Genomic DNA, 13,629 nt, shown 5'->3' with positions numbered 1-13,629 from the left:
GCTTAATGAGCACACGCCCTACCAGCGTTCATCGCGCTTTAAGTTGTTGATTGAGCGTGATCTTTGCGGAGAACCCCTTCGCAACTTCCGGATCAAGTTTTAGTTCGTCAGCCGCCGCGACAGGCCGGTAACGCGTTCCATCACCGCAACCAGGGCGATGGTCGCGATGATCAGAACGCTCGACAATGCGGCGATGGTGACGTCGAGCTTGCCTTCGAGGTCCTGCCACATCCGGATCGGCAGCATGTCGGTGGCGGCATCGCGCAGGAACAGGGAGACCGGCACATTGTCGAAGGACGACATGAAGGCGATGAAGGCGCCGGCGATGATGCCCGGCCGGATCAGTGGCAGCACGATGCGGCGGAACGTGTAGAGGCGGCTCGCGCCCAGCACCGCCGAGCTTTCCAGCAGCGTCGGTTCGAGCTGGGCGAGGGCTGCGACCGTATTGCGCACGACATAAGGCACGCATACGACCGTATGGCCGATCACCAGCGTCAGCGGCGATACCGGCAGGCCGACCAGCGAGAACAGCATCAAGGCGGCAAGGCCGAAGGCCAGCGCCGGCAGCACCAGCGGCGACATGAAGAGGGAATCGAGCAGCCGGGCCGACAGCGTTGGCGACCGCGAGATTGCGAGCGCCGCGGCAACGCCGAGCACGATCGACAGGCCCGTCGCCCACAATGCCACGATCAGGCTGTTCTTCGCGGCGAAGTGCAGCTGCCAGGCGTCCCACAGCTCGGCGTACCAGCGCAGCGAATAGCCGGGCGGGGGGAAGCGCAGCGAGAAGCCACTGGTGAAGGAGACGATCAGCACGACCAGCGACGGCGCGATGATGATGATCAGCGCGATGATCGCGATCACGGTCATCACGAGTTCGAAGCTGATCGCCTCGAGCGTACGCTTGCGACCGCTCATCACGCCCCTCCATAGCCGCGCGATAGGCGGCCGAGGGTGGTGAAGACGGAGACGACCGCGAGCACGGCCAGCAGGAAGATGATCGAGATTGCCGACGCAAACGGCCAGTTCTGCAACGTGGAGGCTTGCTGGTACAGATACATCGGCATGAACAGCATCTGCCCGCCGCCGATCAGGGACTGGGTGATGAAGGCGGTGATCGCGGCCGCATAGGTCAGCGTGCAGCCGGCGATCACGCCGGGCAGCGACAGCGGCAGCACCACCCTGAAAAAGGTACGCCAGCTGCCGGCGCCGAGCGAGCACGAGGCATCGTCGAGATTGGGATCGATCCGGCCGAGCGCGGTGATCAGTGGCAGCGTCATCAGCGGCATCTGCACCTGCGCCAGCGCAATCACGACGCCGAACTGGGTGTAGAGCAGCTTCAAGGGCGTATCGATGATGCCGAGCGATTGCAGCGTCGCGTTGATGATGCCCTGGCGCCCCAGGATGACGATCCAGGCGAACGTGCGCACCACCACGCTGGTGAGGAGCGGCAGCAGCACGATCAGGATGATGATGGTCTGAAGCCGCGGCCCCACCCGCTGATAGAGCCATGCAATGGGAAAGCCGAGCACGAGGCAGACGGCGGTCACCTCGGCGCCCAGCAGCAGCGTCGAGCCGAGCACGCTGAGGCTGAAGGGATCGGAGAGGAAATGCAGATATTGGCCGAGCCCCCAATGGAGCCCGGCCGTGTCGTTGTGCAGCGAGAGCCAGAGCAATTGCAGCAGCGGCGCCACGAAGAAGACCAGGAAGAACAGCGCCAGCGGCGCGGCCAATCCCATCCCGTAGGACGTCACGTCGCGTGATGCCGGTGCTGCGCCCATCACTCAGCCCTTCAAGGTCCTAGATCTTGATCTCGCGGTTGAAGCGCTCGATCCAGGCCGAGCGCTGCTCGTTGATCTTCTTCCAGTCCTGGAACACGAATTTCTGCTTCAATTCCGCCGTGTCCTTGGCCAGCACGCGCGCGATCTCGCCGCCCATCGCCACCTTGGAATTGGTCGGCACGATCAGATAGGGCGGGTTCATCAGCGTGGTCTGGACCTCCGGGCTCAGCGATGCCTCGATCAGCCTGAAGGCGAGCTCGCGGTTGGGCGAGTTCTTGACGATGTGGATCGTGGTCTTGAAGGCGATGGCGCCTTCCTTCGGCGCCACGAACTCGACCGGCACGCCGCGCGCTTTCAGGATCTGGATCGCGTTGAAATTGCCGGGCGAGATGTCGATCTGGCCTTGTTGGAACAGGGTCGCGAGCGCACCGGGATTGGCGGCGACCGCGGCGAGATTCGGCTTCAGCTCCTCCAGCGCCTTGAAGCCGGGATCGACATTGGCTTCAGAGCCGCCGCGCATCTTGGCGATCTCGACCAGCCAGCCGGTGCCGAGCGTCGAGTTGAGGTTGGTGATGCCGACGCGGCCCTTGAACTCCGGCTTCCAGAGATCGGCCCAGGAGGTCGGCGGCGTCTTGATCGCTTCCGGATTGTAGGTGAGGCCGACGACCTGGAAGAACGGCGCCGGGCCCATCGGCTCCTGCGCCTCGGCGATCAGGTCCTTGTAATAGGCGCTCTTCTCGACCGGGTAGGGTTCGGCGAGGTCCTGGCCGATTGCGACGAGCGCCGGACCGGGGTCATGCAGCATGACGTCGATCGGCGGATTGGCCTTTGCGGCGTTGACCTTCGCGATCTGGTCGACCGACAGCATGGGGTCGAGCACGATCGCGGCATCCGCGTTGGCTTTGCGGAACGCCGGCACCAGCACGGCCTTGTGCGCTTCCTCCCAGCTTCCGGTGAAGGTCGCAAACACCAGCGGGCGGGCCTGGGCGTAGCTCAGCCCGGGAAACGCCTTCATGGCGCCGAGTGTCAGTGCGGTCGTCATCAGGCTTCGGCGGTTCAGGATCATGTCGAACTCCCTATGGACAAAGACTCAAATCTAAAGCGTTGCGGGAAAGGCATTGGCGAGCGACGGGGCGAGCGGCGCGAGGCGCACCGCGGCACCGTTCTCCAGGGCGCGCGTCTCGCCGATGCGCGCCTGCGAGACCTTGACGCCGGAGCCGTCCGCGGTCGTGACCTCGTGCACGACGGTCGCGCCGAGCGGCAGCGACATGCCGACCACGCCGGCAAAGCCGGTCTCGTCGCCGACGAATTGCAGATGTTCGGGCCGGATGCAGACGGTGACGCGGCCGCCCTCGGCGAGCGCGCCGCCCGCGGGCCGCGCAACGATCTCAGCGCCGGCGTCGAGCCGCACCTTTGCAGCGGTGCGATCCGCCGACACCACCACGCCGGGCATGCGATTGCTGGAGCCGACAAAGGTGTTCACGAACAGTGTCTGCGGCCGGTCGTAGACATCGGAGGGCGAGCCGAACTGCTCGAGCTTGCCGTGGCTCAGCACCGCGACGCGGTCGGCCATCGAGAGCGCCTCTTCCTGGTCATGCGTCACGATCAGCGTGGTGATGCCGGAGACACGCTGCAATCGCTTGATCTCGATCTGCATGTCGAGCCGCAAATTCTTGTCGAGCGCGGCAAAGGGCTCGTCGAGCAGCAGGATCGACGGCTTGATCGCGAGCGCGCGGGCAAGCGCGACGCGCTGCTGCTGGCCGCCGGAGAGCTGACGCGGCAGCCGATCGGCCATCGTCGGCAGCTGCACCAGCTCCAGCAGGCGCTGCGCCTCGCGCTGTCGCGTCGCCTTGTCGACGCCGCGGGCGGCGAGCCCATAGCCGACATTCTCGCTGACGGTGAGATGCGGAAACAGCGCGTAGTTCTGGAATACGATGCCGACGGCGCGGCGGTTCGGCGGCAGCGCATCGACGATGTCGTCGCCGATGATGATCCGGCCCTGCGTCTGCGCGATGAAGCCGGCGACGATCCTAAGCAGCGTCGTCTTGCCGCAGCCGGACGGGCCGAGCAGCGCGATGATCTCGCCGCCCTTGATGTCGAGATTGATGTTCTCGACCGCGAGCGCGCCGCTCGGATAGCGGTGCGTGACCGCATCGACGACGAGCGAACGTCCGCTTGGCGCATCAGCCATGGTGTTGCCTCCCGTTCTCAAGGGGAAGAAAGCAAGTCCCGTGCCCTGAAATGCCGGCGGTGCGATCGAAAATGGATTGAACCTCAGGCATCGCCGGCCAAAGCTCCCCTAGCTGTCGCGATGCTCGAGCCGGGCGGCCAGCGTCTCGGCAAGGCCATTGGTCGGCTTCGCGGCTGGCCTGCGGAACGTCCCCGCGGTCGCCTTGCGCAGACGCAGCGCGACCAGCGCCTCGGCCTGTTTCACGGAAGCGACGACCTGATCGATGACGGGAACGGGGATCCGGTCGGCGACGCGTTCGGCGAGGCCCGAGAGCGGGGCACCGGCAAAAATCAGCACATCGGCGTCGTCCTCGACGATGGCGCGCTGCGCAAGCTCGACCAGCACATCCTCCTTCTCACTGCCGACCTCGGAGATCGCCTGGAACGGCGTATCGAGCATGCGGATACCGGCGCACCGCTCCCGCAGCCCGTGGTCGCGGACACACTCTTCGTACCAGGGCCCCAGCGCTTGCGCGAAGGTGACGATGGCAAAGCGACGGCCGGCCATGCACGCCGTCAGCATCGCCGCCTCCGCCATGCCGATGACGGGAATGTCGAAGGTTTCGCGCGCGGCGAACAGGCCGGGATCGCCGAAGGCTGCGATGATCGCGGCGTCGACCTTGTTGTGCTGCTCGGCCAGCATCTCCAGCGCAATCGCGCCGCCGATCTGCGCCTCGGTGCGGGTCGAGATATAGGGCACGCCGCGGGTCGCGGTGCAGGGGATCAGCCTGGTGCCGGGCGAGGCTGCGCGCTGCCCGACATCCGTCATCAACTGCGTAACGGCGGTGCTGGTGTTCGGGTTGAGCAGCAGAAGCTTCATGATCAGGCCGCCGTCTGCTTGGGCCGAGAGTTTGCGAGAACCTCCAGCAGTGCCGTGCCGGTGCGCGCGACATGGGCAGCGAGCAGGCGGCCGGCCGCCTCGCCGTTGCGCGCCTCGAGCGCTGCGAGAATATCGGCGTGCTCGTCGACCGAATTGCTCCAGCGGCGGTCGGCGCCGAGCGCGAGATAGCGCGCGCGTTCGGCGCGGGAGATCAACGTCTCGTGCGCTTCGCGCAGCGGGGTATTGCGGGCCATGCGGACGATGGCGTTGTGGATCTCGCCATTGATCGCAAAATACTCGTCGAGCCTGCCGTTGCGGTGATGACCCTCCATCCGGGTCTGAAGCGTACGCAGACGGGCGAGGTCGCGCTCGGTGGCGCGCTCCGCCGCAAGCTCTGCGGCGAGCCGCTCGATGCCGGCCAGCGCCTCGAACAATTCCGAGATGCCGTCAACTGCGATATCGGCGATGCGCGGGCTGCGGTTGGGGCGCAGCTCGATCAATCCCTCGGCCGCGAGCACCTTCATCGCCTCGCGCAGCGGCGTGCGCGACACGCCGAGCTCCTTCGATAGCCTCGTTTCCCGGGTCTGCGATCCCGGCGGCAGCTCGCCGCGAATGATCATTGTCCGCATCCGCGCAGCCGCGCGCTCGTGCAGGCCCATCCGCTTGAGCTTGGGCGGTTTTCGTCCCTTCGGCGCTTCCGATTTTGGCTGCACGCGTGCCTCGTTTCTCAAGATGATCTTAGCCGTTTTGAGCTCTTTAGCTTGCCCAAAATACCGACGCATCTAGCTGAAAACAATGGCATACCGCGCAAATTGTATGCAGCATGCAAAAACCGGATTGCGCTGCGGCGAAGAGCGACGGATGATCCTGCGCAACGCGCGGGATCTCGCGCCTTTGAGACGGAGTAAGCGATGCGGACGAGTTTGCGACTGGGTCTCGTGGTGATGGCGGCGATGTTCGGTGGCAGCGAGCTCGCCTCCGCGCAGACGGCGAAGATCAAGCTCGGCTACGCCAAATGCGCGCACTGCCTGCCGATGTCACTCATCCCCGGCATGGCGAAGGGCGTCGAGGTCGAGGCCACCGGCTTCAACTCGGGCAACGACGTTCTCACCGCGCTGATATCGAAGAGCATCGACGTCGCGCAGGTCACCTATCTCCACTACATCACCGCGCTCGACAAAGGTTTCGACGTCGTCGCCGTGTCCGGACAGATCAATGGCGGCTCGGAATGTCTTTCGTCTGCGAAGCTGAACCTTCCGCCGGATGACTGGTCGGCCTTCAAGGCGACCGTCGCGAAGGCAAAGAGCGACGGGCAGCCGCTGAAGGTCGCGGCCTCGCGCGGCAACGCGCAGGACATCCACATGCGCGGCGCGTTCCTGAAGCAGGGCGTCGATCCCAACAAGGACATCCAGTTCATCAACATTCCCAATCCGTCCGACCATCTCGCGGCGCTTCAGCGCGGCGAGGTCGACATGATCTGCTCGGTCGAGCCGTTCGCCTCGCAGATCCGGCTTGCGGGCGCGGGCAAGCATTTTGTGCTGCCGTACGACCAGGCCGCGGGGAACCTCACCAACCTCATCGTCACCCGCTCCGACGTGATCGCGAGCCAGCGTGCCGGCGTCCAGGGCATCGTCACCGCCGTGGTCGAGCTCGACAACAGGCTGATGGCCGACAAGGGCCCGTGGATCGACGTCATCAACAAGCTCACCGGCCTCGACAAGACGGTGGCGACCGAGGCGTTGAACAACGCCTCGCCTGATCCCGCGATCCATCGTTCGCAGACGCTCGCGATCGCCGCGATGATGCGCGACCTCAAATACATCTCGAAGGACGTCTCCGCGGAAGCGGAGAAGAACATGGACTATTCCTTCCTGGAGCAGGCCACGGGAAAAGCCAAGAATGACCTCGGTTACTGACACAGCTCCAGCCAAGCCGGCGTTTCGGCTGACGCGGGCGCTCCAGGGGCTCGAGCGCCTCATTGTGCCCGCGCTGCTGATCGCCGGCTGGGAGGCGTTTGCCCGCAGCGGCATGCTGCCGCCGGCCCTGCTGCCGGCGCCGAGTGCGGTGCTGCATGCGCTCGGCGACTGGGTGTTCGGGTTCGACGAGACCACGCAGACCTATTCCGGGCACTGGCTGCGCGATGCGCTCGCCAGCGCCTTGCGCGTGTTCGGCGGCTTTGCGCTGGCAAGCGCGCTCGGCATCCTCGCCGGCGTCGCGATCGGCTGGTCGCGGCTGTTCGAGAAGACGCTGGAGCCGACGCTCCAGATCCTGCGGCCGATCCCGCCGGTGTCCTGGATTCCGCTCGCCATCATCTGGTTCGGCATCGCCGACAAGCCGGCGATCTTCCTGGTCTTTCTCGGCGCCTTCTTTCCCGTGCTGATGAACAGCATTCACGGCGTCAAGACCGTGGACCACAATCTGGTGCGCGCCGGCGCGATGATGGGCGCAAGCCAGCGGCAGATGCTGACCGACATCGTGCTGCCCGCGGCGCTGCCCTCGATCTTTGCGGGGCTACGCATCGCGGTCGGCTCGGCCTGGATGCTGACGGTCACGGCCGAGATGGTCGCGGTCAAGAGCGGCCTCGGCTATGTGCTGTGGGATTCCTATTATTTCCTGCGCTACGACATCGTGCTCGCGGCGATGATCTCGATCGGGCTGCTCGGCTATCTCTCAGATATCGGCCTCAAGGCGATCATGGCGCGCACGCTGCGCTGGCAGCAGACAACCACCGTGCAGGGCAGGGCGGGCTGATGGCGGCCATCGAGCTTCGCAACATCGTCAAGGTGTTTTCCGACAAGCGGCGCGGCCGCGATTTGCTGACGCTGGACAACATCAATCTCGACATCGAAACCAACGACTTCGTCTGCCTGCTCGGCCCGTCCGGTTGCGGCAAGTCGACCCTGCTCAACATCATCGCCGGCTTCGAGCAGGCGACCTCCGGCCGCACGCTGGTCGGCGGCAAGCAGGTCGAGCGGCCGGGCTCGGACCGCGGCGTGGTGTTCCAGCAGCCGACCCTGATGCCGTGGCTGACGGCGATCGACAACATCGCCTTCCATCTCAAGCTCAAGGGCGTCACTAAATCCGAGCGCTACGATCGCGCCATGGAGTTCATCGATCTCGTCGGCTTGCGCGGCTTCGAGCACCATCATCCCTCCGAAATGTCCGGCGGCATGAACCAGCGCGTGGGCATTGCGCGTGCGCTGCTGATGAACCCGGGCGTGATCCTGATGGACGAGCCGTTCGCGGCGCTGGATGCCCAGACCAAGCTCGAGATGCAGGAGGAGCTGGTCGCGATCTGGCAGAAGCGCCGCTGCACCATCGTGTTCGTCACCCACAGCGTCGACGAGGCGCTGGTGCTCGGCAACAAGATCGTGGTGATGACCAGGCGGCCCGGCCGGATCCGCGAGGCCGTCAATTTCGACCTGCCGCGCCCGCGCGACATCACCAGCCCCGAATTCAACGACGCCAAGCGCCGCATTCTAGCTCTGATCCGGCAGGAGTCGACGCGGCTCGCGCAGGCGTCGTAGAGTAGGGCCATGCGCAAGCGTCTCGGCATGATCACGCCGTCCTCCAATTCGGTGCTGGAGCCCGTCACCAGCGCCATGCTGCATGGCGTGGTCGACGTCACCGCGCATTTCTCTCGCTTCCGTGTCACCGAGATCGCGCTCGATGCGGCCGCACTGAGCCAGTTCGATGCCTCCGTGATGCTCCCGGCGGCGGATTTGCTCGCCGATGCCAAGGTCGACGCCATCGCCTGGAACGGCACGTCCGCCAGCTGGCTCGGCATCGGCCGCGACCGCAGCCTGTGCGAAGCGATCACGGCGCGCACCGGCGTGCCGGCGACGACCTCGACACTCGCCTGCATCGATGCGGCCCGCGCGCTTCGAGCCCGGTGCGTCGGCCTGGTCTCGCCGTATACCGACGACGTTCAGCGGCGCATTGGAGATGTCTGGGCCGAGGAGGGGATCGCCCCGCATGCGGAGCGGCATCTTGGGCTTCGCGACAATTTCTCCTTCGGCGAGGTCGCGCCTGCGACGATCGCAGACATGATCCGCGCGGTGGCGGCCGAGGGCGCCGATGCCGTCGTCATCCTCTGCACCAATCTTGACGGCGCGGCGCTTGCCGCCTCGCTCGAACGCGATCTGGATATCGCCGTGCTCGACTCGGTCGCGGTCACGCTGTGGCGAAGCCTCAGTCTCGCCGGCGGCGACATCACGGCCCTTGCGTCGTGGGGCCGGATATTCCAGACAGTGCCGATCACCAAGTGACGGAGACCTCTGTGACGCAGCTCGATCTCGCCATTCGCGGCGGCACCATCGTGACGGCCAGCGACGAGTTTTCCGCCGATATCGGCATTCGCGACGGCCGCATCGTCAGCATCGCCGATCGCATCGAGGGCGCCGCGCGCGAGATCGACGCCACGGGCCTGCTGGCGCTGCCGGGCGGCATCGACAGCCACGTCCACATCTCCCAGGCCTCCGGCCCGGACGTCGTGATGGCCGACGATTTTGCGTCCGCGACGCGCGCGGCGGCGGCCGGCGGCAACACCATGGTGCTGCCCTTTGCGCTCCAGGAGAAGGGCACTTCGCTGCGCACCTGTGTCGAGAACTACCGCAAGCTCGCGGAAGGTGAGTGCTACATCGACACGGCGTTTCACCTCATCATCTCCGATCCGACCGCGGTCGTGCTCGGCCAGGAGCTGCCGGCCCTGGTCAAGGACGGCTACACCTCGTTCAAGGTGTTCATGACCTATGACGACCTCGTGCTGAGCGACAGGCAGCTGCTCGAGGTGTTCGAGGTCGCGCGCCGCGAGGAGGCGCTGGTGATGGTCCATTGCGAGGGCTATGACGCCATCCGCTTCCTCACCGCGAAGCTCGAGCGTGAAGGCCACCTCGCGCCCTATTATCATGGCGCCTCGCGGCCCCAGGCCGTCGAGCGCGAGGCGACGCATCGTGCCATCAGCCATGCCGAGGTGATCGGCGTTCCCATCATGATCGTCCACGTCTCCGGGCGCGAGGCGATGGAGCAGGTGCGCTGGGCCCAGCAGCGCGGCCTGCCGGTGCATGCGGAGACCTGCCCGCAATACATCACGCTGACGGCCGACGACATGAAGGGCCTCAACATGGACATCACCGGCGCCAAGTATGTCTGCTCGCCGCCGCCGCGCGATGTCGAGAGCCAGCAGGCGATCTGGGAAGGTATCACGTCAGGCGTGTTCCAGACCTTCTCGTCCGACCATTGCCCGTTCCGCTATGACGATCCCAAGGGCAAGCTGACGCCGAATGCCCGCACCTCGTTCCGCTGGGTCCCGAACGGCATCCCTGGCGTCGAGACGCGGTTGCCCATCCTGTTCTCCGAGGGCGTCTCGAAGGGGCGCATCAGCTTGCAAAAGTTCGTCGAGCTGACCGCGACCAACCACGCGCGCATCTACGGCCTCTATCCCCGCAAGGGCTCGATCGGAATCGGCTTCGATGCCGATATCGTGCTGTGGGATCCGAAGCTGAAGAAGACCATTCAGCAGGCCGATTTGCACCACGGCGCCGACTACACACCCTGGGAGGGGTTTGACGTCACCGGCTGGCCGGTGACGACCATTGCCCGCGGCCGGGTGGTGTATGAGCAGGGCAGGATCGTCGGCGACAAGGGCGCCGGTGAGGTGCTGAGCCGCGGCAAGTCGAGCCTGGTGTGACGGCTCGTCGCCCGGCCATCTCGCCGCGTGCGGTGTCGCCGTCTGGGTCCCGGTTCTGCGCCGCAACGCAAGAGCGTTGCAGCGCGCCCGGGACACAAGAGCAGAGCACGCCCCCTTAGTTCGTCGGCCCCTCGCCACGAATGGCAAACGTCGTCGTCTTCAGCTTGGTCATGCCGAACTTGTCGAACAGTCTGTCATAGGTGCCGTCGGCGCGGGCCGCAGTCAGCGCGTCGGCGAAAGCTTGTGCGAGCAGCTTGTCACGAAAGGCAAATGTGATGTCGGTGCCGGCGATGTCGCGCACCCAGATCTTTGCGATGCCCTTCTGCTCGAGCGAGTTCGCGGTCTCGTTGATGTTGAGCGCGGCTTCGAGCTGGCCGGCGCGCAGCGCCGCCGAGGTCGCGGTGACGGTGGTGAAGGTGCGCAGATCGATCGGCTTCAGGCCCTTGGCCTCCATCGCGGCGCTGAACTCGCGTGCCTTGCGCTCGGTGTAGGTCGCCGATTCGACGCCGACGACGCGGCCGGCGAGATCCTCGAACTTCTCCAGCTTCAGGCTGGAGGCGGGGTCGGTGTAGATGCTGATTGCCTGCTGCGCATACGGCACGAGGTAGAGCATTTTCGAGCGCTCCTCGGTCCAGAACAGGCCGGTGTTGATGGCGTCGAAACGGCCGGAGCGCAGCGCCGGGATCATCGGCGGAAAGTCCATGCGCAGGAACACCGGCTCGACGCAGATGCGCTTGGCGATCTCGCGGGCGAGCTCGACATTGAGGCCCTGCAGCTCGCCCTTGTCGTCGACGAATTGCTGCGGCGGCAGCGTCGGGTTGATCGACATCTGCCATTTCGGCGCCTCGATCAGGCTCGACGCCGGCACCTTTGGCGTGCAGGTCTGGGCGGCGGCCGCCTGCGACAGGCCGATCAGAACAGCGAAAGCGGAGAAGGTTTTTGGAAATCGCATCAAAGTACTCCTGTCAAATCGTGGGTGGCAGCCGTCTCCGGTCCGACGTCTTCTCGTGTTGTCGTGTCATGTAGCAAGCGGCATGCCTTGATCGGCCTGCCGGGTCAAAATCAGCGAGATGTGGCGGGCAGCGGTGACCACCTCGTCGCGCTGGTTGATGAGATCGAGCGTCTCGACGACGATGCCGCGCTCGGGATTTTTGGTCGGCCGCTTCTCGACGAAGCGGAAGCGGACCCGCAGGCTGTCACCGGCGACGATGGGGCCCTTGAACTTGACCTCGTCCCAGCCGAGCGAGGCGATGGACGTCTCCTCGTACAGCTTCAGCTCGGACTTCAGTCCCTCCATCAGCGACAGGCCGAACAGGCCGTGGCCGATCACGGCCGGAAAGCCGCGCGAGCGCGCGTACGCGCCGTCGACATGAAGCGGGTGATGGTCGCGCGTGACGTCGGCAAAGGTCGCAATATCGGCCTCCGTCACGGTGTGCACGGCGGTCTCGAACTCCGCGCCGAGCGCGATGTCCTCATAGCGGAGATTGATCGGTGCGCTCGTGTCCATAGGGATCCCTCAGGCGACCTTGCGTGACCGTGCCGGCAGCGCCTTGAAGCTCTGTGCGATCCCCATCGGCCCGGAACGGAAGATGCGCGGGTCCATATCCCGCAGCTGCGGGCTGATGCGCGGGCGGAAGCCCATATGGGCGAGGATGTCCTCCTCGAGGCGAGCGCCCGGTGCGATCTCGGTCAGCGTCACGCTGCCGTTCTCGAGCTCGAACACGGCGCGCTCGGTGATGTAGCTGACGTGCTGGCCGCGCTGCGCGGCGAGCGACGCGCTGAAGCTGATCTGGCCGACCTGGGCTACGAATTTGCGGAAGGCGCCATCGCGCCGGATCGCGAGGCGGCCGTTCTCGACACCGATGTCGAACTTGCCGCCGGTCATGGTGCCGCTGAAGATCAGCCGCTTGGCGTTTTGCGTGATGTCGATGAAGCCGCCGGAGCCGTCGCGGCGGTCGCCGAAGCGGGTGACGTTGACGTTGCCGGCCTCGTCGACCTCCGCGAAGGAGAGGAAGGCGCATGACAATCCGCCGCCGTCGTAAAAATCGAACTGATAGGCCTGGTCGAGGATGACGCGCGGATTGATCGCGGTGCCGAACTCGCGAGCATGACCGGGCACGCCGCCGACCACGCCGGATTCCACCGTCAGCGTGATCAGGTCGGAGATGCCTTCCTCGGCGGCGACATTGGGGATCATCGCGGAGATGCCGACGCCGAGATTGACCACGTCGCGCGGGCGCAGCTCGAAAGCGGCGCGGCGGGCGATCACGCGCCGCTCGGTCAGCGGATCCGGCGTGATCATGGCCACCGGCACGCGCGTCTCGCCGCAGCGCGCGGGGTCGTAGACCGTTCCGTAGGTCTGCATCTGATCGGGCTCGAGCACGACATGATCGATCAGGAAGCCCGGGATCTTCACCATCTGCGGATGGATCGAGCCGCGTTTGACGATTCGCTTGACCTGGCAGATCACGGTGCCGCCGGCATTGTGCACAGCCTGCGCGATCGAGAGATCCTCGCGCGTCGTGCCCTCGTGCTCCATGCTGATATAGCCGTCCTCATCCGCGGAGGTGCCGCGAATGATGGCAACATCGGGCGGGGCAGGAACGCGGTAGAGCAGCCAGGACTGGCCGTGCAGCTCGAGCAGATCGACCAGCGGCGCGGTGGTGCGCGTGTTCATGCGGCCGCCGTCCTGGCGCGGGTCCATATAGGTGTTGAGGCCGACATGGGTGAGCACGCCCGGATGCTTCGCCGCCATCGCGCGGCAGAGCTGGCTCATCACCCCTTGCGGGAAATTGTAGGCGTCGATCAGCTCGTCACGGACGAGGCGCATGAACGGCACTTGCAAGCCGAAATTGCCGCCGATCACGCGTGCGATCATGCCTTCATGGGCGAGATGACAGAGGCCCTTCTCGGTCACCGCGCCGACGCCGGTGATGTTGATCAGCGTCAGATTGTGCGGGCCCTGACCGCCGAGGAAGCGCTGCTCCAGTGCATCGAGGATGGCTTCGGCGGCGCCCGTGCCGCCATTGCCGCCGACGATCAGCGTGTCGGCGTCGCGGATGAGGCCTGCGGCCTCTGCTGCGGTGATGATGCTCAGCATGACTGCACGCGTC

At 65.7% G+C, this 13,629-nt stretch carries 14 protein-coding genes; 5 read left to right on the top strand and 9 right to left on the bottom strand.

Annotated features, from left to right (window positions below):
• Nucleotides 1–99 precede the first annotated feature (99 nt).
• The 6 genes from IC761_RS23125 to IC761_RS23100 form a co-directional block, all read right to left on the bottom strand.
• On the bottom strand, nt 100–915 hold the full coding sequence (locus tag IC761_RS23125; RefSeq protein WP_195798935.1) for an ABC transporter permease: 816 nt from the start codon (nt 913–915) through the stop codon (nt 100–102).
• Nucleotides 915–1,778: an ABC transporter permease gene (locus IC761_RS23120; protein ID WP_195798934.1), complete on the bottom strand. Its 864-nt coding sequence runs from the start codon at nt 1,776–1,778 to the stop codon at nt 915–917. The genes IC761_RS23125 and IC761_RS23120 overlap by 1 nt, the downstream gene beginning before the upstream one ends.
• A 19-nt stretch (nt 1,779–1,797) precedes the next feature.
• Nucleotides 1,798–2,844, bottom strand: a complete 1,047-nt coding sequence (locus IC761_RS23115; protein WP_195798933.1) for an ABC transporter substrate-binding protein — start codon at nt 2,842–2,844, stop codon at nt 1,798–1,800.
• Nucleotides 2,845–2,874: 30 nt separating this feature from the next.
• Nucleotides 2,875–3,969: an ABC transporter ATP-binding protein gene (locus IC761_RS23110; protein WP_195798932.1), complete on the bottom strand. Its 1,095-nt coding sequence runs from the start codon at nt 3,967–3,969 to the stop codon at nt 2,875–2,877.
• 108 nt (nt 3,970–4,077) lie between these two features.
• Complete coding sequence (locus IC761_RS23105) at nt 4,078–4,827, bottom strand: aspartate/glutamate racemase family protein (protein WP_195798931.1); 750 nt, start codon at nt 4,825–4,827, stop codon at nt 4,078–4,080.
• A gap of 2 nt (nt 4,828–4,829) precedes the next feature.
• Nucleotides 4,830–5,540 (bottom strand): GntR family transcriptional regulator, encoded by a 711-nt coding sequence (locus tag IC761_RS23100; protein ID WP_246791306.1) that lies wholly within the window; start codon nt 5,538–5,540, stop codon nt 4,830–4,832.
• A gap of 198 nt (nt 5,541–5,738) precedes the next feature.
• Here IC761_RS23100 and IC761_RS23095 point away from each other — a divergent pair, with 198 nt between their 5' ends.
• Genes IC761_RS23095 through hydA form a run of 5 tightly spaced genes read left to right on the top strand, consistent with a single transcriptional unit; the run spans nt 5,739 to nt 10,516 of the window.
• Nucleotides 5,739–6,743 (top strand): ABC transporter substrate-binding protein, encoded by a 1,005-nt coding sequence (locus IC761_RS23095; protein WP_195798929.1) that lies wholly within the window; start codon nt 5,739–5,741, stop codon nt 6,741–6,743.
• On the top strand, nt 6,727–7,578 hold the full coding sequence (locus IC761_RS23090; RefSeq protein ID WP_195798928.1) for an ABC transporter permease: 852 nt from the start codon (nt 6,727–6,729) through the stop codon (nt 7,576–7,578). The genes IC761_RS23095 and IC761_RS23090 overlap by 17 nt, the downstream gene beginning before the upstream one ends.
• Nucleotides 7,578–8,354 (top strand): ABC transporter ATP-binding protein, encoded by a 777-nt coding sequence (locus IC761_RS23085; protein ID WP_195798927.1) that lies wholly within the window; start codon nt 7,578–7,580, stop codon nt 8,352–8,354. The genes IC761_RS23090 and IC761_RS23085 overlap by 1 nt, the downstream gene beginning before the upstream one ends.
• 9 nt (nt 8,355–8,363) lie before the next feature.
• Nucleotides 8,364–9,095, top strand: a complete 732-nt coding sequence (locus IC761_RS23080; protein ID WP_195798926.1) for a maleate cis-trans isomerase family protein — start codon at nt 8,364–8,366, stop codon at nt 9,093–9,095.
• 11 nt (nt 9,096–9,106) lie between these two features.
• Nucleotides 9,107–10,516, top strand: a complete 1,410-nt coding sequence (hydA, locus tag IC761_RS23075; RefSeq protein ID WP_195804746.1) for a dihydropyrimidinase — start codon at nt 9,107–9,109, stop codon at nt 10,514–10,516.
• Nucleotides 10,517–10,631: 115 nt separating this feature from the next.
• On the opposite strand, the gene IC761_RS23070 is transcribed toward hydA, so the two are convergent.
• The 3 genes from IC761_RS23070 to IC761_RS23060 form a co-directional block, all read right to left on the bottom strand.
• The gene (locus IC761_RS23070) at nt 10,632–11,468 is read right to left on the bottom strand and encodes an ABC transporter substrate-binding protein (protein WP_195798925.1); all 837 of its coding nucleotides are present in this window, start codon (nt 11,466–11,468) and stop codon (nt 10,632–10,634) included.
• Between the two features lie 66 nt (nt 11,469–11,534).
• A complete protein-coding gene (locus IC761_RS23065) occupies nt 11,535–12,023 on the bottom strand; it encodes a MaoC family dehydratase (protein WP_195798924.1) in 489 nt (162 codons plus the stop codon).
• Nucleotides 12,024–12,032: 9 nt separating this feature from the next.
• Complete coding sequence (locus IC761_RS23060) at nt 12,033–13,616, bottom strand: acyl CoA:acetate/3-ketoacid CoA transferase (RefSeq protein ID WP_195798923.1); 1,584 nt, start codon at nt 13,614–13,616, stop codon at nt 12,033–12,035.
• Nucleotides 13,617–13,629: the final 13 nt, after the last annotated feature.

This window comes from Bradyrhizobium commune (assembly GCF_015624505.1).
Classification (GTDB): Bacteria; Pseudomonadota; Alphaproteobacteria; order Rhizobiales; family Xanthobacteraceae; genus Bradyrhizobium; species Bradyrhizobium commune.
This window is presented reverse-complemented; position numbering and strand designations above follow the sequence as displayed.